Below are 26,259 nucleotides of genomic sequence, written 5' to 3'. Positions count from 1 at the left end.
AGAGAAAATTATGGATGGGAATTCCCTTTCTCTCACCTACTTGCACTATTCATCCTTACACATCATCACAAAGGCAGGAGGGAAATTTTTCATGGTAAAGCTAACCTCTACTTTATTAAAGTACTTTTTAAACAGGCTTTTTAGAAGGTAAGAATAACAGATCTGGATAAATGCCCCTCCTTTGCTAAGCGAATGATTGCTAATTCTAAGAATGGCATCTGTAGAATTTTTAGGCATCAAGCTAAATGGAAGAGAAGAAAATATATAATCCACTTTTCTTCCATCCAGATATTGTTCGAGGTTTTCGGCAGAGTCATTGATGATCTTCACATTTTTCAGATCAAACTGATCCTCCATCACCTTACAAAAGGATGAATTGATTTCGAACACCAACAACTCAGCATCTGGATTCATTTTATCAATGATCCCCTGTGTGATGCTACCGTCTCCCCCTCCCATTTCAATAATGAGTTTGGCATGGGATAGGTCCGCATGGGATACCATTTTGCTGACTAGGGCCTTGGAGCTAAAAGTCACTGCTCCCGTTGTGCTGAGATTTGAATATAATTCTAAAAGAAGATTTGATTTGCTCATATTATTCGATACGGTCCTTGAAGATACCCGATTTTGCCCTATATTTTCAGCTCTATCTAAAAATCTTCCTTAGAATTTATGGCCCAAAAGGCTGCAATCCAATCCACCCTTCCTTTTCGCATCCGGAGAATTTTAAAATACTTCTGGGGCATGTCTCTGATTTTCATTGGAATAATGGGGCTGCTCCGAGTTAGCGAAATGACATTGATTTTCACCAATCACATTCTCAACTTTTCGATTAAAGATACCTTGACTTATAGCCTTTTTCAGGACATCAGCTGGAATCTCTATCTTTTGGGCTTGTTGTTCATCGTTTTTCTCTTTCTGAGCATTTTTTCTGTGAAATTGGCCAGATATGCAATCCAGTTATTTTTCACCCTGGCAATCCTTATTCATATTGCCCTTATTTTCTACTTCTTCAAAACTTTGATCCCTTTGGGGAAAGATTTATTTGGTTACAGTACAGACGACCTCCTCATGACGGTCAAAGCTTCTGGACAATTGAACCTAATTTCTTTGACAGGGGGAGCATTATTGGCTTCATTTATCTTTATTTTATTAAATCTCGGAATTAGACTTTTAAGTTTCTCACTTAAAGCCTACCTCTATCTTACTGGTGTCTTAATACTTTCCATAGTTGGCTCCAGTTTTTTTCCTATTGGCCAAAACCTCACCGCCAATGAGGTTCAAAGAAATATAGAACTCAACAAGTCCCGCTTCCTGATGGAGCAAGCCTTTGATTACTGGATATATGGCAGCGAGTATTATTTTGATTTTTACCTCAGGTCAGGAAATGATGACCTTATCGTACAAAAAGAATTCACAAACGACCTCTACCCCTTTGCTCATAGAGCGGAATACCCCGATGTGCTCAGCCCCTATTTTGATAGCCTTCAACAAAAACCTGATATCGTATTTATCCTAGTAGAAAGTTTGGGGAAGGCCTACTCCGGAAAGGATGCCTATTTAGGCAGTTTTACTCCCTTTTTAGATTCTCTGGAGCAACACAGCCTGGTCTGGACCAATGCGATTTCTTCTACCGGCAGAACTTTTGGACTACATCCTGGGATTATGGGGGGACTTCCTTTTGGGGAAAAAGGATTTTTGGAACTGTTTGAGGATTTTCCAAATCACCAGACACTGTTGAGTGTCTTAAGGGAAAATGACTATGAAACCCGCTATTTCATCGGAGCTGACAAAAACTTTGATAATGTAGGCTCATTTATAGAATACCAACAGCCGGTTCAATTGGTAGATGAAAAAGGATTTGACCCGAAATTCCCCAGAACTCCCTCCATTGGGAATTTCTCCTGGGGATATGCAGATAAAGAACTTTTCAACAATGCACTGGAAAAGCTTCCCAACAATGTCTCCAAACCCCAAATTCGGATTTTTCAAACCCAAACATCCCATGATCCATATTTGGTGCCAGAGAAGCCCTATTATGAAGCAAAACTCCAATCGCATCTAAAGGATTATCTTGACATTTCACAAGATAAGATCCAGGATTATTTAGCCTATTCGGATATCTATATGACTATTCTCTATGCGGACGATGCAATCCGGGATTTTTTCAGGGAATATCAAAAAAGACCTGAATTCGCAAATACAATTTTTATCATCACCGGAGACCATCGCCTTCCCGAAATCCCAATGGCCTCCAGCTTGGACAGGTTTCATGTACCCTTGATCATTTATTCCCCATTAATCAATAGGCCAGACTATTTTAAAGGACTCAGTAGTCACTTTGAGCTTACTCCATCACTCTTGGCTTTCTTGGAAAAACAGGTTGAAATCAAACTCCCAGAAGAAGTGATATGGCAAGGACAGGTGTTGGACACGGCGAAGGTATTCCAATCCAGAATTGCAATGCCTTTGATGCGGAACAAAAACCAATTACTGGACTACCTCAATGGAGAATATTTGCTTTCTGCAGGTCAACTTTACAAGATTTCCGACAACTTAAATATTGACCCAATCGCGGATAAGGATATGTTTACAAAACTGAGCGGAGAATTCGAAGATTTTAAAAACAAAAACCAATACATGATCCAGACCCGAAAACTTCTTCCTCCTTTAGAGGATAAGTAAAAAACTATTCCTCGGGCTGATAAATCTTTTCAATTAATTGGGAAACCAAGGGATAGTAATAATTCCAGAAAAAGCTTTGCCTTTTCCGAAAGTTTGCCTCCAAAAAAAATCCTCTCCATAAGTAAGGAGTTCCCATAAATTCAGGCGAGCCCAAATCAGCTGGAGAATCAGAAAAATCCCCCGAAAAATAATATATTTTCCCCTTTCCGTTGGTTCGAACGACAGCTGCTGGAAAATACCTGGGTAGCCCCATCCCTCTCAATCTTTGAAGGCCTTGGTCACTTGGGTTTATATCATAATAAGAAATCACCTCGTACTCCCGCTTGATCAAAACAATATCGAACCAATCAGGGTATGGAATCGCCTGGGGCAGATTAAACCCTTCCTTATTCATCCTCGGGGACCTGATCACCGGTGTTTGATTCATAAAATCCTCTCCAGTCAAAAACACCTCCATTTCACCCGAATCCTTGATAAAAACCATCCCCGAGCCAGACTTATCCCATGCTTCATTTTTCTGGTTCTCATAGTTTGTAACCAACCATTCAGGCAATTTTGAATTGAGAGAAGGGTCCAATTCCTCAAAATACCGAGCGATCCATCCGGTCCAAGTGAGCCCCATTAGATTCTCAAATTCAGCCCTTATCAGCTTCTCTGTTGGAGAAGCCATTGAATTATATTCAGCCACTATGGTTTTTTCCTGCTTAATTGCTTCTCCTAAAACCTTTAAATCTGATTCATTCAGTCCACCATAGACCGCTTTTTCATCTGAGGAATCCTGACTAATAGCGTATTGGCCATAGGTATCTGTCAGGAAAAACAGTTCATTCTTTTCGATCAATTCGGCTATCTGTTGATCAGAAAATTGAGAAAAATCCCTTATCTGGCCAGAATCAGTTTTTGGATCAGGGAAAAAACCATTGTAATCGGATTCCTTTTGATAAAAAGATCCATCTGCTTTGGTGTATTTATCATGATTGAGAGTCCATACTAATCCTGAATGTTCACGGAATTGATCATCAACTACAGTTTTGTCCAGAATTATTACCCCAAGGACTTTGGAGGGAGTAAAATACCACCAAGCGAAACTCAGAAAAGGAATCACAACAATCACCAAAATAAAGGGCCAAAGTTGCTTGAGAAAAAGACGAAATTCTGTTTTCATCACCAAGCTTTAAAACCTATACTCTGTACCAAGTGAAATATTGAGGTTATTCCTGAAATTACCTGCAGAAAGCTCATCTCTACTATACCCTGTATAGCCATAAATCATAAATCGGGGACTGATCAATTGTTGATATCCCAACCTTACCCGATAAGAATTAAGCAATTGGGAAAAATCTCGGTTTTCCTCATCTGGAGAAACTCCACTGCTAAGCTGAATACTGAAAAAGTCCTCCCCGGTCTTGAAGTAATAGCGGGACTGAAAGATAGCGGAACTACTTGTTCCATTAGAAGAAGGAATCACATTGACACGCATATTCATCCACCAGTTACCTAGATATTTCCCCAGGGAACCGGTGATAATATTAGTAACCTCAGAAAATTTAAGATAACGATATCCCCCATCTATTTCCCAGGCATTCGAGAGATTGAAATATACCGATGCTCCCCATCTCAAATCGGGAAAAAAGGAAGCCGAAGACCCACCCACATTTAAATAGGCATAGGAGTTCTTTCCCAAAGAAGGATAGGCGTCCAATTCATATAGAGTACCAAAAGAATCAAAGCGGGAACTTTGGGTCACTCTCGCGATCAATGATCCAGTGAGTTTGGTTTTAGTCCTTCCGTAAAATGACCAAGTATTCCAAGGATTCAATGAAAGGTCCCCACTAAAGGAGTCATAATCATAAGTTGCGCCAATGGCATTGGTTTTTCTCAGACGCTGCAAAGTCTGCATATAGCCCAATATGCCCTCTTGCTTAAATCCACCCTCAAAAAGCTCCTCTGCAATCTTAAATGCATCGTCATATTCTTCTTGAAAGTACAACAATCTGGATTCCTTATATCTCAAATTATCGGGCAATTTCTCTCCAAAATTAGATTTTGCCCTGGTCAATACTTCATTGGCTTTCTCGTAATTACCAGACCAGGTAAGGTTATCGAGAAAGGCAGAATAGGCATCTTCATACTTGGGAGCCGCTACTATGGCTCTTTCTAGATACATGCTGGCAGAATCATTTTTTCCTTCCCAAGCATAGCTCCTGCCTACTAGAATCAGAATATCCCCATAGGTGGGAAATTTTTCCAGAGCCCGAAAAGCCAATGTTCTACCCTCAATGTATTTCCCATCAAAAATCAATTCCCTAGCCTGAATCAGCAACTCGTCCGGATCAATTCGATCCTGGGCTTTAACTTGAAAAACAAGCGAAATCAGCAGTATAAGTAGTACCGGAAATTTTCTCATTGCATACCGGATTGTGTTTCCATATTCTTTTTGTCCTCAGCACTCTTGAAACCTGTACGGATCATTTTTCCCCAGCCTCCTTTGCCACTGATAAAATCTATATGCCCCTTCAAACCCCAAAAGGTAATTTTCGGGTGGATGAAAAATGGTTCTATCAAGATTACCCAAATCAGTTTTCTTAGGTCTTTTTTGTCCTTGTAATTATTAAAGGCCAACTGTTCATACAAAATGCTAAAAGCAGAAACCATCATGGAGAGCAGGTAAATCATTGCAAACAGGGCAATGAAATAAATAGCTGAAAAATCGCCAATAACAATCAGGACCAAGGTGTAAATCACCCCTAACAATTCAATAATCGGCGCAAATTTTTCGAATACCGTCCAGAACGGAAATGAAATCATCCCCAAGACATGGTATTTTGGACTTAGGCCAATCTTACGGTGAAGCTGCAAGGTTTCGATAGTTCCTCTCATCCATCTGTTCCTTTGTTTTGACAAAATCTCTTCACTTTCAGGAACTTCCGTCCAACAAAGAGGATCAGGAACAAACCCAACCTTGTAAGGGATTTTCCTCTCCTCCATATATCTCCTCATCCGCACTACCAGCTCCATATCCTCTCCAACCGTTTTGGAGAAATATCCACCAACAGCCAAAACCAAATCCTTTCTGAAAAATCCAAAAGCACCGGAAATCAACATCAATCCATTGATTCTGCTCCATGCCATCCTTCCCATCAAAAAGGCCCTTACATACTCAATTACCTGAAACCTTCCCAATAAAGTTTTTGGAACTCTGTATTTGGTAACTGTACCATCTTTTACATCACAGTTATTTGCTATACCGATCGCCCCTCCCACAGCTATTACTTTTCTGCTGGTTTCCTCCATAAACGGCCTCACCATCCGGGTAATAGAATCATTGGAAAGAATACAATCCACATCGATACAAGACAGGATCTCCATTTGGGCGATGTTGATTCCTGCATTCAAGGCATCCGCTTTCCCTCCATTTTCCTTGTCTATGACGGTCAGCCTTCTAAACGATTTATTGGTAGATTTATAGACGCCTTTGACTTTCTGAACTTGAATCTCAGCATGATAGGCATAGGCTGTTTTTTCCAGTTCAAAAAACTCGATCAATTTTTCCAGAGTATCATCCTTGGAACCATCGTTGACGATAATCACCTCAAATTTCCCATAGTGCAGGGATAAAAGGCTCTTTGCATTCTGGACAATATTCGAACCTTCATTGTATGCCGGAGCAATCAGGGATACCCCTGGTGCAATCGGAGAAGTAATGATATCTTGGTAATCTACAAAGCGGTTTTTCTTCAGGTAATCCCTCATTTCCAGAGCACTAAAGAGCATGATGATCAGGTAGATCAACACCACTGAAAAACTGAGGATCATGAAAAAGACCCCAAATACCTCAATCAGAAAATAGAACAGAAAGTTATACATTTTGCAAAATCGGGTCTAAAATGTGAGCTCTAATTGCTTGGATATCCGCTTCCTCATTGGCTTTAACAAAAACTTCAAATTCATCTTTGTCAAGCTGAAACAGACTTTTCAGAAGCAGTTTCTTAAGGTTAAAATCAGGGTCTTTTTTCAAAAGCTCTTCGATAATTTCAACGGAAGCCTTATTCCCCAATGCACCGGCGACCTGAATGGCTTCCTCCTGAATGGATAAAATGGGGGATTTCATACTTTGATTGATAAAATCCACCTCCGTATGCACACCCAATGCCTGATAAGCCCTGAGTAATTCCAGCTTTTCTTCCTCAGTGGCAATAGGAATTATATCACGCATATTTTGTAATAAATCAACGCGACCAAGCATTCGAACTAACTTTATTCCAAAAGCCCTTACACTTTGATTTTCAGAAGAAAACAATTGATCAATTTCAAGTTCTTTGGAGGAATGAACAAATTTAATAATCCTGAAATAGGTCATCTGCTGCCATTCAGAAATAGGATAAGTCTGATTGACCAAAAATCCCAGATCCATCTTTTCGGAAAGATTCAATAAGGTTGCCCCTGCCTGCGAACGCACAGGAAAATTGGAGGAATTGGAATGTTTCTTGACCTCCGGCAGCAGTTCTACCAAATCCATTTCGTTCACTTGAACAAGGCCTGTTGCCACCTTATCCCAATCTCCGCTTTTCAAATTGGCTAAAGTAACTTCCACCAATCCGGCTTTTTTATAAAAGGACTTGAGTTTTACCTTAAAGTCCCCCTTCATTTTCTTGTTAAGCCCAATCAACAAATTGATCATTACTTCATTGAAAAGAGGCTTTTTTAAATATTCAATGGGGAAAATTTCATTCATATCCCCGATTGTCATAGCATTGATCTGCTCCAGATCCTTTTCAAAAAGAAGGGAAGTCAAAGGACCAGCGATCATGCCTTCATAAGCCTTGATCTGTTCATCCCGCTGGTTTCTCTTATTCTTAAAAATCAGCATAAAGACAATCATCCCTCCAGCTGTAACCAAAAAGAAAAGTGTGATTACAAAAACCCAAAAGAATTTGTTATCCAAAAACAACCCAAACTGACCTTCAGAAATAGGTTGATATGAATCCCTCGATGCCATCAAGACCAAATCATCTCCGGATTTCTCAGTCTCAGCCCCCAAAACCACATCCCCTGCAGCAATCAAGGTTTGGAAATAGGTCTCGGCTCCAGTGAAATCAGCTTTCTTTCCAAAAACCAAATATTCAAGTTCGGGAGTATAAATTGACAGGGAACTGATCAATTTTTCAGATTGGCTCCAATCCGAATAGGTTTTACTGACCCAAACTTGGCCAGATTTGGAAAAAAGAAAGGCGCTGTCGGTTTGAAGGGAATCCGGAATCGTAGATATATCAATCGATATCCTATACTCAAGTCCACTCAATTCCCCTTGGCGAACCAATTCTTTTTGGAAGCTGAGGGAGTCTGGAAATGCATTTTTGGATTCTTGGGCGTTTGCGGATAAACCGAATACGATAAGACCTACTAGAAAAATATGGATTTTTATCATGCTGTCATTTTAAAACACGCCTAACTCGAATTGCTAATTCATTGGGGTTAAATGGCTTGGGGACAAAATCAACAACTCCCAGGTTAAACGCCTCTAAAACCACCTCTTCTTCTTCTCCCAAAGAACTCAAAACAATTACCGGAACATCGGGCTTATTTTTCCTGGCATAATGAATGATTTCAATTCCACTTCGGAACGGCATCATCACATCAGTGATAATTAAATCAGGGTCTTTTGTATTTATTGCCTCGATTCCTTCATTTCCGTCTTTGACGACAATGGTTTGATAGCCATCCTTATTGAGGCGAAATTGGACTAGACTGGAAATCAATAAATCATCCTCAATAATTAGGATTTTTTTCATAGAATGGGTGATTTGGAACTTATTCGAATCTAAATATACTAGCCTATCGGAATTAAGTAATACCAATTCCAACTTTTCAAACATGATATAATTCAATTTTCTATATGAAATTGAAATTCTAAAATCATTAACTGAGCCATTTTACCCGGCAGATTGCCATTGATCCAAAAAAAAACTTCGATAATAAAATCTAAATGGATTCTGAATAGGCATTCGCTAGATTGCTACAAGATTTAAACCCTTCAATGAATATGAAAAAAACATTTCTGAAGGCAAGTGTTCTTGGCTTACTGATAACAGGATTAATCTCAGTTCAGTCACTGTTTGCACAAAGTGACCCTACTGGGAAAAAACCAGTTACCAGTACTTATGCCATTACCAATGCCACAGTTTTTACGGTACCTGGGAGTCCTGGAACCAAAGCCACGGTTTTGATCAAGGATGGAGTAATCACAGGGGTGGGAAGCAAAATCAGCCTTCCAAAAGAAGCGAAGATCATTTCTGCTGACTCCCTTTATATCTACCCTGGCTTCATCGACGGAGCTTCACAGGCAGGTATCACCAAACCAGAAGATCCAAAAAGACCTGAGAACTTTGTATCCTCCAATCCCCCAGACGAAATCGCTGGAATCACTCCTTGGAGAAGTGCCGATGACCAATATTCCGGTTCATCTTCTCAGGTAAATGACTTCAGAAAGGCTGGATTTACAATTGCCCAGATCGTACCTGAAGGAGGAATGATTGCAGGAAAGGCATCTATCGTGGTCTTGGGAGATGAAAAATCCACCAATATCCTCAAAAACAATACAGCGCTTGCCGCCAATTTCAGAGGGGCCAGAGGAATGTACCCCGCTACAGCCGTAGGTGTGATGGCCAAATTCAGGGATGTTTACAAAAACACCGAACTGACTCAACAAAGAAGCGTTCAATTCACCTCCAACACTGGAGTTGTTCGGCCTGAACTCACTCCTACCTACAGCGCAATGGCAGATGTAGTCAATGGACAGGTTCCTGTTTTGTTTACTGCTGAAAATGATCTTGAAGTGAGAAGAGCCATCAGTCTGCAAAAGGAACTGGGTTTCAAACTCATTCTTACAGGCCTTGAAGAGTATGATGCGGTATTGGATTTGATCAAAAGTTCAGGGGCAAAAGTGCTCATCCAATTGGCCATCCCTAATGACAAGGCAATCAAAGCTCAGAAAGAAGATGTGGACGAAGCTACCAAAGCACAATATGCCCGAGTAAAAGAAGCCTACGATCAGGCTCTTGCCCAGGCCGGCAAGCTTGAAAAAGCAGGAATACCTTTCGCATTTACTACTGTTGGCGAAAAGGCCGGTGAAATTCTTCCTGCCCTTAGAAAAATGGTAGAAGCTGGATTGAGTGAAAATGCAGCTTTGGCTGCCCTGACTTCAAACCCAGCCTCTATTTTAGGAATCAGTAAAATTGCGGGTACAATAGAAAGTGGAAAAATTGCCAATATGGTCCTCACTACCGGACCACTATTTTCAGAAGATGCACAGATCAAACATGTGATTGTTGACGGTTTGATCTATGACTATGAGATCAAAGAAAAGAAGAAGGGCAATGGAAATGGAAACGGGGAAGTGAAAGCCGAAGGAACCTGGGAATATGTATCAGAAACACCCGCCGGATCTTCCGGGGGAACCATCACGATCAATAAGTCCGGAAGCTCCTACAACGGAACCATCACTTATGATAACCCTGGAGGAAGTGGAAGTGCCTCATCTCCATTGAAGGATATTAGTCTAAGCGGAAACAATCTGAGCTTTAGCTTTGATGTAGCAGCGGGTGGCATGTCTCTGAATGTGAAGGTTTCTGGGGAAATCGCCAACGGAACTTTGGAAGGAAGTATGTCCATTGCCGAATACGGCTCTTTTACTCTTACAGCTACTCAAAGCCCAACTTTCACCGCAAACAAGTAAAGACATGAAAAAACTGAATTATTTTCTTGCTGCATTGCTGGGTTTGAGTTTGCAAGTTGCGGAAGCTCAGACTCCGAAAGGCAGTGTATTGATAAAAAACGCAACAGTAATCACGGTTACAAACGGAAACCTGGAAAACTCTGACGTCCTCGTTCAGGACGGAATCATCAAGCAGATCGGACAAAATCTAAATGCACCAAGCGGAGTACAAACCATTGACGCTACCGGAAAATACCTTATGCCGGGAATCATCGATGCCCACTCCCATGTAGGACTGGATGTAGTCAATGAAGCCACCTCTCCTATTGTCGCCGAAGTCCGTATGAAGGATGTGGTCAACCCATACGAGGTCGGACTATACAGAGCTTTGGCAGGTGGAGTGACGATATCACATGCCATGCACGGATCCGCAAACGTAGTCGGTGGACAAAATGCAACCCTAAAACACCGGTGGGGTTCAAGCGATCCAGCTGATATCATCATGCAGGACGCGCCTCGAACTATCAAATTCGCTTTGGGTGAAAACCCAACCCGTGTACACGGAAGAGGAAATGGCATTCAGCCAAGAAGCCGTATGGGTGTGGAAGCTATTTTGAGAAATGGCTTCAATGAGGCTCTTCAGTATAAAAAAGCATGGGAAACTTATAATGCTGCAAAAAGCCAGAAAGGAAATACCATGGTTGCTCCAGAATATGATGAGCGCCTTCAAACCTTGGTAGACATCTTAGATGGCAAGATCATTATACACTGCCACTCTTACCGAGCAGATGAAATCTACATGCTGATCAATGTTGCCAAGGATTTTGGAATCAGCAAACTCGTCTTCCAACACACCAACGAAGGGTTCAAAGTGGCTCCGGAAATTGCACAATACACCATGGGTGCTTCCGTATTTGCTGACTGGTGGGCCTACAAATTTGAAGTGTATTATTCCACTGCCTTCAATGCTGCCATTCTTCAGAGAAATGGCGCCATTACATCTATCAACTCTGATTCAGCTGAGTTGATCCGTCACCTGTACCATGAGGCTGCCAAAACTCAGCGTTATGGTGGACTTACTGACGAAGAAGCTTTGGCCATGATCACGATCAACCCTGCCAAGCAATTGGGCATCGACGATAAGGTAGGTTCTCTTGAAGTTGGAAAGCAAGCTGACATGGTGATTTTCGAAGGACATCCGCTTTCTTCTTATGCAGTACCACAGATGACCTTTGTGGATGGTATCAAGTACTTTGATATCAAAACTGACAAAGATGATCAGCGCCAGAGAGTTAGCCCAACTGAAATGGTTGAGGAAGTGATGCTCACGGAGGAAAACCACAGATGTATGCAGGATACCGAATTCCTTTTCGAGACTGCCAATGCTTTATTCCATACCAATCATTAATCACCCCGAAAAAACGAAGACATGAAAAGACAAGTAAAATCCTTTTTCGCCTTCCTGCTGGCCTTTATGCCTATCATGGCTATGGCACAGATTGACGGGGAATTCATTAAGCCCCGCAGTGGAAAGTTTCTGCTTCAAAATGCTACTGTAGAAACCATCACCAAAGGAACCTTAAAAAACACTTCCATTTTGGTAGAAAATGGAAAAATTGCCCAAATCGGCACCTCCATCTCTGCCCCGGATGCAGAGGTAATTGACTGCAGCGGTTTGGTAATCTATCCCGGAATGATTGACGGGGGCACACAATTGGGTCTAGTCGAGGTCAATTCCGTACCGGAAACAGTTGATTATGCAGAAATAGGAAACTTCACTCCCAATATGCAGGCTTTGACTGCTGTTAACCCGAATACTGAGGCAGTTCCTGTAACCCGCGTATCCGGTGTGACCACTGTCATGACTGTTCCGCAGGGAGGTTTGTTCCCTGGAACGGCTGCTTTGATCAATTTGGTCGGATACACTCCTGACCAGATGTATGCAGGTGCAAAGGCCGTTGTTATGAACTTCCCTAGCTCTGCGAGAAGAGGCCGTTTTGACCGACGCTCTGATGAGGACATCAAAAAAGACAACGAAAAGGCACAAAAAGAAGCGAATGAAATCTGGGAAAGAGCAAAAAGCTATCATGAATTAAGCCAAAAAGGTGCTGAACTGGAGTACTATCCGGAAATGGCCCAGTTGGCAAAAGTGATTGCCGGAGAGCTTCCTCTTATGATTGAAGTGAATGCCGCTTCTGATATCCAAAACGCGATCAAATGGGTTGCTGACAAAAATGTGAAAGTAATCTTCAGTGGTGTGGATGAAGGATGGAGAGTTGCGGATGAAATCGCCAAAGCTGGCATCCCGGTAATTACCGGACCGGTTCAGGATCTTCCTACAAGACAATCCGACCGTTATGATGCTGCTTACAGCAATGCCGGTAAAATGGCAAAAGCTGGCGTGAAAGTAGCCATCCGTACCAATGAGTCTGAAAATGTAAGAAACCTTCCTTTCCATGCAGCATTTGCAGCAGCTTACGGCTTGGGCAAAGAGGAAGCCTGGAAAGCGGTAACCATCTATCCAGCTGAAATCCTTGGAGTAGCTGATCAATATGGTTCCATCGAACAAGGAAAAGTGGCCAACCTCATCGTGGCTACTGAAGATCCGTTTGAGACTCGTTCGCAGATCATGCATGTATTCATCAACGGATACAGAATTCCACTTTCAAACAGACACATCAGATTGTATCAGGAGTTCTTGGAAAGATCTCCTAACCTGAATACTCATTAATTTTAAATTGGATTCAAGACCACAAGCTAGCCTTTAGTTCAGTAAAGGCTTACTTGTGGTTTTGTCTTTCTAAATCTGCTGATCCATGAGAAAACTTCTCCTCATTACTGTAGTCACTTCCCTTCTTTTTGCCTCCTGCAACAACCCGAATGAAGACCAAATCAAAGGATTAATCGAGAGCTACAGAAAAGAAGTGGCTCCGGATAAACGGGTGGCACTTTGGGACCTGACTTTTGATAAGGACTCTCTAAAAGGAGAAACAGACCAAATTCCGGCTCTTGAAAATCTACTTAAAGAACTTGAATCCAAGGGAATGAAGTTTACCAATGCAGTCACTACCCTACCCGATGCCGAATTGGGAGAAAAGACAAGGGCATTGGTCACCATTTCCGTAGCCAATATCCGAAGTCAGCCCAAGCATTCTGCAGAGCTGGCCACTCAAGCTCTATTGGGAACACCTTTGAAAGTCCTGAAAGCAGAAAACACCTGGTATTTGGTGCAAACTCCCGACGGCTACCTTTCCTGGGTGGATCAAGCGGGGATTCACCGAATGACCGAGGAGGAATTGGCAGAATGGTTTGTAAGTCCCAAATTGGTCTATACCCCACTTTCAGGACATATTTGGGCAGACAGCCAACAAACAGAAATGCTTTCTGATCTAGTAGCCGGTAATATTCTGACTGCGCTTGAAGAATCCGGAAACCTGGTCAAGGCCTCCCTTCCAGATGGAAGAACTGGCTATATTGAAAAAACTGAAGCCATGCCTTGGGCAGATTGGATAGAAAGTCGGGAAACCAGTGCCGAAAATCTCATTACTACTGCCAAACAAATGATGGGGATCCCTTATCTCTGGGGAGGAACCTCCATAAAAGGAGTGGATTGCAGTGGTTTCACGAAAACCATTTTTTACCTCAATGGAAAGATCATACCCCGCGATGCCTCACAGCAAGTCAATGAAGGAGAAGAAGTGGATACAGACAAAAACTGGGAAAACCTCCAGGTTGGCGATCTGCTGTTCTTTGGAGAGAAAGCGGTTGGGGATCAAAAGGAAAAAGTGGTTCATGTGGGCATGTGGATAGGAAATCAAGAATTTATCCATTCCAGAGGAAGAGTGAGAATTTCCAGTTTTGACCCCAATAGCCCTAATTACGACGAATACGAACTCAATCGATACCTGCGTACCAAGCGTATCATCAATAAAAATTCCGATGGAGTACTTTCAGTCTCCGAACTTTTGACCAGCAAGTAATTTATGAAAATCACAAGCAAGTATGCCCTATTATTGGGAACCGTGGCCCTGACACTTTCCGCTCAGGCCCAGGACGGATTCCTGACTAAAAATCAGGAAAAACAGAAAAGCATTGAAAGCACCTTTCTTCAATCCGTCAATTTTGACCGATTCAAGGTCCATTTAAAAGAAATCACCAAAAATCCACACATCGCCGGAACACCGGAAAATGAGCTGGTCCAGCAATACATGGCCAAAATCATGGAGGATGCAGGCATGGATGTAAAACTCTATCCCTACGATGTGTACCTGCCCAATGATCCGGGAGAATCCCATTTGGAAATCGTTTCCCCTGTGAAAATGACCCTTTCCCAGCAGGAAGCGATATTGGAAGAAGATCCCTTTTCTTCTGATCCCAGACTGCACTTGGGCTTCAATGCCTTCTCCGGCAGTGGGGATGTGACCGCGGAAGTCGTTTATGTGAACTACGGTACCCGGGAGGATTTTGAGAAGTTGGCAGAGATGGGAGTTGATCTGAATGGAAAAGTAGTGATCGCCCGATATGGAGGAAACTTCAGAGGCTTCAAAGCAAAATATGCTGAGCAATATGGAGCCATTGGTTTGGTGGTCTACACAGATCCCAAAGACAACGGCTACACCAAAGGAAAAGTCTATCCAGAGGGACCTTATTACAATGAAACCACCATTCAAAGAGGATCCATGTTGACCTTGGAATGGACCGGTGATCCACTAACCCCCAATGAGCCTGCATTGCCTTTGGATGGCCCTGTAAAAGTGGATCGATTGGATCCCAAAGATGTGGCTTTGCACCATATCCCGGTAACTCCAATTGGTTACGGAGCTGCGAAGGAAATCCTTTCCAGAATGGAAGGACAGGCAGTGCCTGAGGCTTGGCAGGGCGGCTTGCCTTTCGATTACAAGATCGAAGGGGGCTCTAATCTCAAAGTCCGCGTCATGGTAGATCAGCCTAGCGATTTTATCCGTGCCAACAATGTCATAGGAACTTTCAAAGGAGCTAAAAATCCCGATGAATGGATCATCTTGGGAGCCCATTTTGACGCCTGGAGTTTTGGCGCCACAGATCCCAACTCCGGAACAGCCATGTTATTGACCTTATCCGAAGCATTGGGCGAATTGATAAAGCAGGGTCACCGACCGGATCGATCCATTTTGATCGGCCACTGGGATGCTGAAGAGCAAGGTGTAATTGGTTCCACAGAGTGGGTAGAGCATTTCCGGGATGAACTGGGAGCAAAAGCCATCACTTACATGAATTTTGACGGAGGAGTAAACGGAAGAAACTTCGGTGCTTCTGCAGCCCCTACCCTCAAAAAACTTATCATTGATGCTTCCAAAGAGGTGAGCTATCCAGACTCCGCCAAGACCGTTTATGAAATCTGGGCTGGCAAGCAAGCGGAACCAAGAATCGGAAACCTGGGTGGAGGATCCGACCATATTGCCTTCTACATGCACGTAGGTGTACCCAGTATGAGTGGAGGAACAGGAGGCTTGACTCCTTACCATTCCAACTATGACAATTTCCATTACTACAGCAAATTCGTAGATCCAAGTTTCAAAATGGGTGGAGCAGTTGCCCAGCTCTTCGGTTTGGTAGCTCTCCGGTTGGCCAATGGTGATGTCATTCCTTACGATGTACCCCGCTATGCCCAGGACCTAAAGGGACATTTCGAACAGGCCGTGAAAAATGTTCAGGCTCTCGATCCTAACTTTAAAGAATTTGATCAGGTGAATGCTGCCTTGGCGAAACTGGAAGCAAGCTCTGCAGCCTATCAGCAAAAACTGGACGCAGCCCTTGAAGGAAAGAAAATCTCCAAGAAAAAGCTGAAGTACATCAACAAGGGCTTGATTGGACTGGAAAAAAGCTGGATTGACCCCAAAGGCATGTACTACGGAGAATGGTACAAATCCCTTTATGTCTGCAATGATCCCTTCTCAGGCTATGCTTCCTGGATCTTACCGGGAATCCAATATGAAGTGGCCATTCGTTCCACCGAGCGACTGGAAGAATGGGACACACGCTATGCAGCTGCCATATTAAACCTCAGTCAAAAGATTGATCAGCTTTCCCAAAAACTGTAAAAAATAAGCCCCTAATTGATTTTAGGGGCTTTTTTTATGTCCTTAACTTTAAAAATCCACTCGGCTTAACTGATCCTGAATATAGGCCTTCATCTCCTCTCCCTCTTCTATTTTCACCTCTCCGGGAAGTCCCAAAATAAACCTCCCCAAACCCGGTAACTGAGGAATTTCACCTTCGAAATAGTAATGGTTTCTGTTCTTAATCACCATAAAAGGACGGGCATTGGGATGCTCTTCCAACATGAGTTGATAGGCCTTTTTGCTCAGCTTCAATTTCACATGGAAGCGCTTTCTGCCTGTAAAACCAAAGAGCTGTTGCTCGGGCAATTTGTGTTTGGCTTCAAACTTCCATCCGCTTTGGCTGATCACCACCTCCCCGATCCGCTCAATCTTAAAGACCTTCATACTCTTGCTTTCCGGTTCAAAGGCATGAATGGCTTCGTAGTTGGAGGTAAAAGCCACAGGCTCTACGAGTCGGTCACTCGTTGTATCACTGGACAGTGAATAATAATCCTTAAGCCAAATTTGTTTTTTATCCTGCACAGCCTTTCCGATTTCATCCACAATACGACCCAGGTTCGCCTTAAAAAGCTGATCGGTTCCCTGCTTCAATTCAGATCTGAGCTGGAGCTTCTGCAAAACAGAATCCTTGAGCAAATTCCCTTTTCCTTCGGAATCAATCAGCTTTTTGAGCCATTGGCTTTCCTCGGTAGAAAACACCCCATAGTTGAGCGTGGACTCCTGACCGGGACGTTCCTGTATCTTATACTTGCTGAATTCCTTTATAATATCGAAGCCCAGCGCCTCCAAGAGCTTGAAATAACGGTAAATCGTCCGCTCATCGGTTTCCAACAGTTCGGCCAATCGGTGTACCGGCTTTCCGATATTGCTCTGAAGTAGATTGATGAGTTTGAAAACCCGGAGAATTTTTTGCTGTTCGATTTTACCTGCCTGTGCCATTACCCTGAATTTTAAAATGAGTTTAAAAATAGGAAAGAGATCCAGAAACATGTTCTCTTTGACACATATTGCCAAAAAATAAATCTCAGTTCCAATCTTTCCTAAAGACTCAAAGCCCTATGTTCAAAACCAGAATGACTCCTATCTGGAAAGGCATATCTCTACCTTCATGCCTATCCCAAAGAAGGGGAAGATGTAGAAAGGCTGGAAGTTTGGTTGGGGGAAAATTACCGGCTGATTTCAGAGGGAAAATCAGGGAATGTCTGCATCCGGGAATATGAAAAAATTGGGTACTAACCCCGCAATTAAAAATACTTTCTGTCCAGGATTTCCTTCATGACCACAGCATCCTTGACCGTGGCTGGATTTTTCAGGAGATCCGCATAGCGGCTTTTAGGCTTGGGCTTGCTTTCATAGGCCTCCGGCACCACGGTGGGTATGGTCGGGATTCCCTCTGAAGTTTTGGCAGCCTTTACCTGACTACTTTCAAAGGCCCCCTTGTAATAGCTGATTTCATCATCGTAGTCCTCCAGGGATTTGTAAATGGTCTTCTTAGGTTCTGGCGCTTTTTCCTGAACTACCACCGGCTTGGGTTTAGGTGCAGGTTTGGGCTTTTGGGCTTCCCGGATCTCCCGCAGCAAATCCTCAAAACTAGGCGCTTGAGGCTGTTGTGGGGGCTGGGATTCAGGATATTCCTCCTCTCCTTCTGCCCGCTTTTTCTTGGTCGCCTGGTAGACAAAATAGGCGATGACCGCCAGGATATATATGACATTTCCCAAATCCATGGGCTTAAGATAGGGTAAATTCAAGGATTGGAAAATCCCAATACCGAAAATTTCCTTCCCTTTCTCCTTTTCCCGTTCCCCTTTCCCCTACTTCAAATTTATTCCTTGCCAAATCCTCCAAATGATACTATTTTGTTTGCTTTTAGGAAGAAGCAAAAATTGAATGTTACTCAGTAAGCTGGAGATCAAAGGGTTCAAGAGTTTTGGTGACAAAATGGTCATCAATTTTGACAAGGGAATTACCGGAGTAGTCGGCCCAAATGGCTGTGGAAAATCCAATGTAGTGGATGCCATCCGATGGGTATTGGGAGAACAAAAGACCCGGGCCCTGCGCTCCGACAAGATGGAAAACGTGATTTTCAACGGAACCAAAAACCGCAAGCCTACCAATATGGCGGAGGTTTCCCTGACTTTTGAAAACACCAAAAACCTCCTGCCTACCGAATACACCCACGTCACCATCACCCGACGCTACTACCGCAGCGGGGAAAGCGAATACCAGATCAATGGAGTGACCTGCCGCCTGAAGGACATCACCAACCTCTTCATGGACACAGGGATCAATTCCAACTCCTACGCCATCATCGAACTCAAGATGATCGACGAACTCCTCAATGACAAAAACAACAGCAGAAGGGAGCTTTTCGAAGAAGCTGCAGGGATCTCCAAATTCAAAAACCGCAAGAAAGAAACCCTGCGCAAACTGGAGGACACCGATGCGGATCTGGACCGGGTGGAAGACCTGCTCTATGAAATTGAAAAGAACCTGAAAAGCCTGGAAAAACAGGCCAAACAGGCTTCCAAATACTTTGAAATCAAAGCCGAATACAAGACGGCAAGCATCAATCTGGCCAAAAAGAGCATCGAGAAATACACTCAGTCTCTTTTGGAAACCAGCCAGAAAATCCAGGAGGAATCCGACCGGAAACTGGGTTTCCAAACCCAAATCGCCGATCAGGAAGCCCAACTTACCCAGTTGAAAACGGAACTGATCAACAAGGAAAAGTTACTTTCCAGCCGTCAGAGAACCCTCAACGAGCACGTCAACAAAATCCGGGCTTTTGAATCGGAGAAAAAGATCAAAAACGAGAGACTGCGCTTTCTGGAGGACCGTTCCCAAAAACTGCGTGAGCAAATCGATGCGGACCGGAAATCCAATGACCGGGCAGGATTCAGCATCCGTTCCCTACAGCAGGAAATGGAGTCCGCGACAAAGATCTTTGCCGAAAAGGAACTCATCATTTCCGAATTGAAGGAAGCTTATGAAAGCCAAAAGCTGATCCAGTCCGAAAAGCAACAGCAGCAAAAGCAACTGGCCCAGAGTTTCGAGCAACTGAAGGAGAAAGTCTATCAGATGAGCAAGGAACTGGAGATCAAGCAGATTCAGCTTTCCACCCTCAAGCAGGAACTGGAGCGCACCTCCAGCGACGACTCCCATCAGGAAGCCAGTTTGGTGGATTTTGAAGAAAAAATCATCGAGCTCAAGGCCGAACTGGATGAGGCCAACCGCTATTTTCTGGAGGCCAAGGCCAAGCAGGAAGATCTGGACCAGAAGATCGAGGAAAGCAACCGGGTGATCGAAATGATCCGGGAAGAACTCACCCAGTCCTCCCGAAAGCTGGATTCCAAAACCAACGAATACAACCTCACCAAATCTTTGGTGGAAAACCTGGAAGGCTTCCCCGAGGCCATCAAGTTCCTGAAGAAAAACAGTTCCTGGGGCAAAGACATCCCCCTCCTCTCCGATTTGCTCACCACGGATGAAAAATACCGCGTGACCATAGAGAATTACCTGGAGGGCTATATGAACTACTATGTGGTGGACACCGAGGCTCAGGCAATTGCCGCCATCCAGCTCCTCAGTGATGCCGCACGGGGCAAGGCCAATTTCTTTGTTTTGGAGCATTTTGAGCGCTTCAAACCTTCCCAAACCAAGCTTTTCTCCAATGCCCTTGCAGCCACGGAGATCATAGAATTTGATGTCAAATACAGCCGCCTGATCAATTTTATCCTGGACAATGTCTACATCGTGCAGGGGGATTACAAGGAATTCCCGGAAGACAAAGAGGCAATTTTCATCTCCGAAAACGGCAAATACACCAAGCGTAAATTCTCCCTTTCCGGAGGCTCTGTGGGGCTTTTCGAAGGAAAAAGAATAGGCCGGGCCAAAAACCTGGAAAAGCTGGACAAGGAAATCAAGGAGCTCAACAAAAAGGTCAGCTCCACCCGATCCAACCTGGACCAGAAGCTTTCGGATCTCATGAAACTCAAGGAGGTCAGCTACAAAAAAGCCATGGAGGAAGGACAGGCCCGCATCAACGAGACCAATCAGGCCTACGTGTCCATCAGCACCAAAAAGGAACAACTTGCCGAACTCCTCAGCTCCAATGCCAACAAGCGGGAGGATATTCTGGAGCGCATCGCCACGCTGGAAGAAAGTCTGGCGGAAATCCAGCCCCAACTCATCGAGGAACGGGCCGAATACGAAGCCGCACACATCGACCTGGAAGAACTCAATGAGGCGCTGGAAAAAGAATCCGCCCTGCTGAGTGAAAAGTCCCAGGCCTTCAACCAGGAAAACATCTCCTACCACCAGCAGCTCAACCGCCTGAAAAGCCTGGAGCAGGAGATCGAGTTCAAGCAGAACGCATATGACAGTTCCAAGGAACGCATAGAAAAGTCCCAGACCGAACTCAGCCAGCTGGATGCGGAAATCAAGTCTTTGCTGGAAAACAACGAGATCAAGGATGATGAACTGATCGAACTTTACGCCGAGAAAGAAGGCATAGAACAGGGCGTCACCGAGGCCGAAAAGGACTATTACGGCAGTCGCGGCCTGATCGATGAGACCGACCAGAAGATCCGAAGCCTGCAAAAGGCCAAGGAAAGCCATGACGAACTCGTACAGGAACTCCAAAACAAGATCAATGAAGTCAAGCTGAAAATGGCTTCCATGAAGGAACGACTCAGCGTGGAGTTTGAATTGGACCTGGATCAGCTGATGGAGGAAAACCCAGACCTGGATCCCGAATTCTTGGACTTCTCCGAGGAAGACCTGCGGGCTTTGGTGCAGAAGCAAAAGGACAAACTGGAAAAAATCGGACCGATCAACCCCATGGCCATGGAGGCCTATGACGAGATCAAAATCCGCTATGATTTCATCACTACCCAAAAGGAAGACCTGATCAAGGCCAAAGAATCCCTGCTGACCACCATTTCCGAGATCGATCAGGTAGCCAAGGAGACCTTTTTGGAGGCCTTCGAAAAGATCAAGGAAAACTTCATCCGGGTATTCCGCTCCCTCTTTACCGAGCAGGATGACTGTGACCTCAAACTCACCGATCCGGACAATCCTCTGGAGAGCAGCATCGAGATCATGGCCAAGCCCAAGGGCAAGCGTCCCCTTACCATCAATCAGCTGAGCGGTGGGGAGAAGACTCTTACGGCCACTTCCCTACTCTTCTCCATCTACCTGCTGAAGCCTGCGCCCTTCTGTATTTTTGACGAAGTGGATGCACCTTTGGACGATGCCAATATTGACAAGTTCAACCAGATCATCCAGCAGTTCAGCTCCGAGAGCCAGTTTATCATCGTGACGCACAACAAGCGCACCATGGCCAGCACGGATATTATCTATGGGATTACGATGATCGAAGCAGGGGTTTCAAGAGTGGTGCCGGTGGATTTAAGGGAGTTGGCGTAGGTTAATTTAATTTTATCGCCTATTTCTGACCAATTGAATAAAATCTGAAAGAGATAGAAACTCAACCTGTTGTTCCTTTGAATATGTTGGAAAAATATTAGCAGGAATTACTAACTGAACTGATTGTTCCTTCATCTCATTGGTTTGATTCTTACTTATTGCAGGCTCAAGGGTAATCAAATGTTTTAAAGATATTCTATCAGCCTCAGGAATAATTTGTCTCCAACGGTCTTTTGCTGTCGTTTTTAAACCAAGCATAGTTAAAAGTTCAGTCGGAAAATCTTTGTCGAAATATTCTTTTATTCCAGGAAATAAAAAATCTGGTTTATTATTTCGTTCAGTCTTTGCACCTCTAGTATATAAAATAGAGTTAACATTGAAAATTTCTGCTAAATGATTCTCAAAGGCATATCCTGCTCTTGATTTTCTTTTGTTTTGAACACTTAGAGAAAAACTTATGAAATCATCGACATCCAAACCATCCTTTCCAAAACCTTCCTTTAGTTTAATTTGAACTTGATATTTTTCAAATGTTCGGAAAAGCCTTTCCTCCCATTCCATCCATGCGATTAGTGTATCATCTGGGTTTTCAATTGGCGAAACCTCATTTTTTAATGTTTCCCTAGCATATTCAGAAAAAATGAATGTTGAGGGAAGTTTATTACCGAACCTTTTCAGCATATCCTCCAAATAATCCGGCTCCTCCTCTTCTATCTCCAGACCCAAAGAAGATATTATCGTTTTTCCAGCATATCCCAACTCAGCCCTTTGTTCTGAATAATCCTTTACAATAAACCTATTCTCTGATTCTTCAAGCCCAAATAACCACAAAAGTTGGCTTTCATGCGTTGAGCCTTTAGGACAAATCACCACCAATAATTTGTCCTCAGCAGTCTTGGCTATAATCACCATATCCTCTTCTTGGGCTTCTTTCATAGGATTATTGGTACTGTAATACAGTCGGAATTCAGTCCTTGTCGGATGATTTTCCCTAGCATCATACCAAGTAAGATGGCCTTTTTCTAGAATTTCTTTCTCCTCTTCGTCAGCTAAATACAGAAAATCAGTATCAAAAGTAATTCTTTCAGAACCAAAAAAATTTTTAAACCCAACTACCCCATTGAATTCATGCTGATTTGATGTGTCTGGCCGCGTTTCAACAGCACTTAATCTTTTTGCTCCAGCTGCGACAAAAAACTTAGATAGTGGATTTGACATTATTTGATTTAAAATTCTTAATTGTATTCAAAATCGATTTTCCCACCTCTTGCATTAGGGGCATTACTACCGAATTTCCAAATTGCTTGTAAGCTTGGGTATCAGATACAGGAATCACGAAATTTTCAGGGTATCCTTGAAGCCTTGCACATTCTCTAGGCGTCAACCTTCTTGGATTTTTACCATGCTGAGGAATTAAAATTTCAGACCCATCTTTATAGTACCTCGCACTTAAAGTACGTGATATCCCATCAAAATCAACCAACCCAAACCCAAATCCATTACCGGCAGCTTTATGTTTTTGGGCATATCGCTGAAGATAATCCCATAATTTATCTGTGAGCGTGTATTTATCTTCGACTTCTTTCTCAAGAATATCTTCAATAACCATAGGAGGTTTTTCAGGCATTTCTGGAAATTCAAAGATTTCATTTTGTCCAAAATCATCGTTATTGAATCCTACAATTAGGATTCTCTCTCTATGCTGTGGAACAAAGTACTTCCCATCCAAAACTTTATAATGAATGGAATAACCCAATTCCTTTAAAGTCTCCGAAATTACCTTGAATGTTTTGCCCTTATCATGGGAAACCAAATTCTTTACATTTTCCAATAAAAAAGCTTTTGGTCTTTTTTCACGGATAATTCTTGCTATATCAAAAAACAAAGTCCCTTGTGTCTCATCTAAAAATCCATGGTTTCTACCAAGTGCATTCTTTTTGGAAACCCCCGCAATTGAAAATGGTTGACAAGGAAAGCCTCCAATCAAAATATCATGTTCTGGGATTTCAGTTTCTGGCACCTTTGTAATATCACCAAAAGGAACTTCACCAAAATTTGCCTCATAGGTTTTTTGTGCATAATGATTCCATTCACTGGTAAAAACACACTTTCCTCCCAAATTTTGAAAAGCCATTCTAAAACCACCTATTCCTGCGAATAAATCTATAAAAGTAAATTTAGGCCTTTCTGGCGGAGGGAAAGGAACATCCCATTTTATAGGCAGAATTCCTTGGTACCAAGGCTCCTCAACAACATCATCGAATTTTTCTAAATAATCTAATGCAGCATTTTCAAAATGGTCTCGTTGTTCGGCAGTAGTAGATTGGAAAAAATGAGTAAGGTTAGCTAATTCAGTTTGCTCAGGTTTCTTAATATCGATTTTAAGCTTTCTTTTTAGCTCAGAGTACTTTATTGACATTTTTTAATCATTTGAGAATGCTTTCCAAAAATTTTCTTTTGGATATTCCAAATGTAAAAAATTGTCGACTATAGTCGACATTTGAATGCAAAGACATTCTCAGGTATTGTCAAAGAATTTAACCTAAATGATCAAAGATTAGCTTGAGGCAAGTACCTAACTCCCTCTTAAGCTCAAAATCCCAAAACCGCAAAACTGTCCAGTCTTTTGATTGGTAGTAGGCATTAATTTCCTGATCCCGTTGCATATTCCGTTCGATCTTGGCTATCCAAAATTCCCGGTTGGATTTGATGGAATCCTTTCTGTTTTCCCAATCATAACCATGCCAGAATGAGCCATCTACAAAAATCACCAGCTTGTATTTTTTTAAGCTGATATCCGGGTTGCCAAAAAGTTTCTTTTTAGGGGTTTTATATCGGATTCCAGCATCCCACAAAGCTTTCTTTAGAAGTATTTCAGGCTTGGTCCCTTTGGAGCGGATCTGGGACATGTTATAAGACCTCTTCTCCGTAGTATAGAATCCATTTTCTTCCGAAAACTTCGGGACTGCTACTTTTGGTTTTATGTAAGGTTTGGAACTCACTTATTCAAAATAATCAATGGGATTATTTTATCAACTACTAATGAGGTCAAAAAGTGTCCCTAACAAATTCCATTTCTTTACAGCTCATTAAATTCAATCAATAGGGTACTTCGGAAGTACCCCTCCCCACTTCCCAAGTACCCCCTCCCACTTCAGAAGCCCTCAACTTCGCCTTTTTTACAAACCAGTTCGCCTTGGAGAGAAACTAGTTCGCCTGATCGATGAAGTGGTTCGCCGATTTGATGAAAAGTTTCGCCACTTTGCTAAACTAGTTCGCCTTTTTTACAAACCAGTTCGCCGGATGGACGAAAAAGTTTGCCGATTTGACGAATTTGTTCACCGATTTGATGAACTTTTTCGCTTCCGAGGCGAACTAGTTGTTTTCGGAGGTATTCCGGTTCGCTTTTTTGGGGACTGCTGTTCCTTTTGAGGCGGTTGTTGGTTTACTTTTTACTAGTCAATTCACAAAAAAACCGGATGCTTTCGCATCCGGTCCCTGTATTAAGTTCACTCAGGCAAAATCCTCAGTCCTCAGGGATTGGAGTTGGTCCTTTTTCCCTGTCCCTCGAAGCGCTTGCGTAGGTCCTCGTAGATGGCTTTGGCATCCGGGACATTGATCTTCGCGGCCTGCTTGACTGAATTGTAATAGCTCAGCGCACTGACATAAGCTTCCGAGCCTGCCAGCATGGTGGTATCACTGAGGGTGTCCTCGATCTGCATGCAGAGTCTTAGCAGGGGTAGTAGACCACTGACGGCCTCCCAATCCTTTTTAAATTCCTCCTGAGGCACAAAAGGAGGCATAAATTGGGGATCGCTCACTGCATACTCTGCTACCTTTCCGACGAAAGGTTCCGTGCCATCACTCATCTTCGGAATGGTCTTCCGCTGATCCGGAGTGAGGGCAATCACAAAAGGTGCTAAAATACTTTGCACCTGCTCAAGGGCTGCTTTGGCAGCTTGGAGATCCGCCGCTGGGATCTCAATGGAAATCTTGTTTTCCATGGTAAAAATGAGTTTAGTAAAACAATAAATTTGAAAATGTCGAAGAAGTTAGTAATTCAAAACTAAAAAAGCAAAGCATGGTCGAAAGGGCCTAGGTTCTGAGTCCTGAATTCCAGGATTTCTTTCCCTTTTCCCTTTTTTTTTCTCTAATTCGACCAATTCGTGGTGAACATAAAAGTCTAATCTTGTGGTAATTAGCTACCCGTCTGGAAGTCTCCAATCCCTTTTGGACTTGTCCCTTTTTGAAGCAAAAAAGGTCCCTTAAGGCCTACCTTAACCCGAAAACAAAGATTTCACTTAAATATTTTTCTAATATCATCGACTTTAT

The 26,259-nt window shown here is 43.0% G+C and carries 19 protein-coding genes; 7 read left to right on the top strand and 12 right to left on the bottom strand.

Features of this window, described 5'->3' with window-relative positions; all coding sequences use genetic code 11:
• Nucleotides 1-45 precede the first annotated feature (45 nt).
• On the bottom strand, nt 46-594 hold the full coding sequence (locus tag P2G54_RS08125) for a methyltransferase (RefSeq protein ID WP_275869987.1): 549 nt from the start codon (nt 592-594) through the stop codon (nt 46-48).
• A 150-nt stretch (nt 595-744) separates the two neighbouring features.
• Between P2G54_RS08125 and P2G54_RS08120 the strand changes: the two genes are divergently transcribed.
• The gene (locus P2G54_RS08120; protein WP_275869985.1) at nt 745-2,685 is read left to right on the top strand and encodes a sulfatase-like hydrolase/transferase; all 1,941 of its coding nucleotides are present in this window, start codon (nt 745-747) and stop codon (nt 2,683-2,685) included.
• 4 nt (nt 2,686-2,689) lie between these two features.
• Here the strand turns inward: P2G54_RS08120 and P2G54_RS08115 are convergent, their stop codons facing one another.
• The 5 genes from P2G54_RS08115 to P2G54_RS08095 are packed head-to-tail and all read right to left on the bottom strand — an operon-like array spanning nt 2,690 to nt 8,477.
• Nucleotides 2,690-3,850, bottom strand: a complete 1,161-nt coding sequence (locus tag P2G54_RS08115) for a hypothetical protein (protein ID WP_275869983.1) — start codon at nt 3,848-3,850, stop codon at nt 2,690-2,692.
• Nucleotides 3,851-3,859: 9 nt separating this feature from the next.
• Nucleotides 3,860-5,092, bottom strand: coding sequence for a YaiO family outer membrane beta-barrel protein (locus P2G54_RS08110; protein WP_275869982.1), 1,233 nt, complete (start codon nt 5,090-5,092; stop codon nt 3,860-3,862).
• Complete coding sequence (locus tag P2G54_RS08105; RefSeq protein ID WP_275869980.1) at nt 5,089-6,552, bottom strand: glycosyltransferase; 1,464 nt, start codon at nt 6,550-6,552, stop codon at nt 5,089-5,091. The genes P2G54_RS08110 and P2G54_RS08105 overlap by 4 nt, the downstream gene beginning before the upstream one ends.
• The gene (locus tag P2G54_RS08100) at nt 6,545-8,113 is read right to left on the bottom strand and encodes a hypothetical protein (protein ID WP_275869979.1); all 1,569 of its coding nucleotides are present in this window, start codon (nt 8,111-8,113) and stop codon (nt 6,545-6,547) included. Before P2G54_RS08100 ends, P2G54_RS08105 begins: the two co-directional genes overlap by 8 nt.
• A 4-nt stretch (nt 8,114-8,117) precedes the next feature.
• Nucleotides 8,118-8,477, bottom strand: coding sequence for a response regulator transcription factor (locus P2G54_RS08095; protein WP_275869977.1), 360 nt, complete (start codon nt 8,475-8,477; stop codon nt 8,118-8,120).
• Between the two features lie 251 nt (nt 8,478-8,728).
• Between P2G54_RS08095 and P2G54_RS08090 the strand changes: the two genes are divergently transcribed.
• The 5 genes from P2G54_RS08090 (at nt 8,729) to P2G54_RS08070 (ending at nt 16,479) form a co-directional block, all read left to right on the top strand.
• On the top strand, nt 8,729-10,420 hold the full coding sequence (locus P2G54_RS08090; RefSeq protein WP_275869976.1) for an amidohydrolase family protein: 1,692 nt from the start codon (nt 8,729-8,731) through the stop codon (nt 10,418-10,420).
• Nucleotides 10,421-10,424: 4 nt separating this feature from the next.
• On the top strand, nt 10,425-11,807 hold the full coding sequence (locus P2G54_RS08085) for an amidohydrolase family protein (protein ID WP_275869974.1): 1,383 nt from the start codon (nt 10,425-10,427) through the stop codon (nt 11,805-11,807).
• A 21-nt stretch (nt 11,808-11,828) separates the two neighbouring features.
• On the top strand, nt 11,829-13,130 hold the full coding sequence (locus tag P2G54_RS08080; RefSeq protein WP_275869972.1) for an amidohydrolase family protein: 1,302 nt from the start codon (nt 11,829-11,831) through the stop codon (nt 13,128-13,130).
• An 85-nt stretch (nt 13,131-13,215) separates the two neighbouring features.
• Nucleotides 13,216-14,379 (top strand): C40 family peptidase, encoded by a 1,164-nt coding sequence (locus tag P2G54_RS08075; RefSeq protein WP_275869971.1) that lies wholly within the window; start codon nt 13,216-13,218, stop codon nt 14,377-14,379.
• A 3-nt stretch (nt 14,380-14,382) separates the two neighbouring features.
• Nucleotides 14,383-16,479, top strand: coding sequence for a M28 family peptidase (locus P2G54_RS08070; protein ID WP_275869969.1), 2,097 nt, complete (start codon nt 14,383-14,385; stop codon nt 16,477-16,479).
• A gap of 48 nt (nt 16,480-16,527) precedes the next feature.
• Here P2G54_RS08070 and P2G54_RS08065 read toward each other — a convergent pair whose 3' ends face one another.
• Nucleotides 16,528-17,439 (bottom strand): WYL domain-containing protein, encoded by a 912-nt coding sequence (locus tag P2G54_RS08065; protein ID WP_275869967.1) that lies wholly within the window; start codon nt 17,437-17,439, stop codon nt 16,528-16,530.
• Nucleotides 17,440-17,744: 305 nt separating this feature from the next.
• Nucleotides 17,745-18,248, bottom strand: coding sequence for a hypothetical protein (locus tag P2G54_RS08060; protein WP_275869965.1), 504 nt, complete (start codon nt 18,246-18,248; stop codon nt 17,745-17,747).
• A 139-nt stretch (nt 18,249-18,387) separates the two neighbouring features.
• Between P2G54_RS08060 and smc the strand changes: the two genes are divergently transcribed.
• Nucleotides 18,388-21,927, top strand: a complete 3,540-nt coding sequence (gene smc / locus P2G54_RS08055) for a chromosome segregation protein SMC (protein WP_275869964.1) — start codon at nt 18,388-18,390, stop codon at nt 21,925-21,927.
• 12 nt (nt 21,928-21,939) lie between these two features.
• Here the strand turns inward: smc and P2G54_RS08050 are convergent, their stop codons facing one another.
• From P2G54_RS08050 to P2G54_RS08035, 4 genes are all read right to left on the bottom strand, one after another.
• Nucleotides 21,940-23,145 carry a type II restriction endonuclease gene (locus P2G54_RS08050; RefSeq protein ID WP_275869962.1) on the bottom strand — a complete coding sequence of 402 codons (1,206 nt, stop codon included), beginning with the start codon at nt 23,143-23,145 and terminating at the stop codon, nt 21,940-21,942.
• A complete protein-coding gene (dcm, locus tag P2G54_RS08045; protein WP_275869960.1) occupies nt 23,126-24,346 on the bottom strand; it encodes a DNA (cytosine-5-)-methyltransferase in 1,221 nt (406 codons plus the stop codon). Before dcm ends, P2G54_RS08050 begins: the two co-directional genes overlap by 20 nt.
• 118 nt (nt 24,347-24,464) lie before the next feature.
• The gene (locus P2G54_RS08040) at nt 24,465-24,929 is read right to left on the bottom strand and encodes a very short patch repair endonuclease (RefSeq protein WP_275869959.1); all 465 of its coding nucleotides are present in this window, start codon (nt 24,927-24,929) and stop codon (nt 24,465-24,467) included.
• 531 nt (nt 24,930-25,460) lie between these two features.
• Entirely contained in the window at nt 25,461-25,931 is a 471-nt protein-coding gene (locus P2G54_RS08035) for a hypothetical protein (protein WP_275869957.1), read from the bottom strand.
• Between the last annotated feature and the right edge of the window lie 328 nt (nt 25,932-26,259).

It is taken from the genome of Algoriphagus sp. CAU 1675, from assembly GCF_029222925.1.
Classification (GTDB): Bacteria; Bacteroidota; Bacteroidia; order Cytophagales; family Cyclobacteriaceae; genus Algoriphagus.
This window is presented reverse-complemented; position numbering and strand designations above follow the sequence as displayed.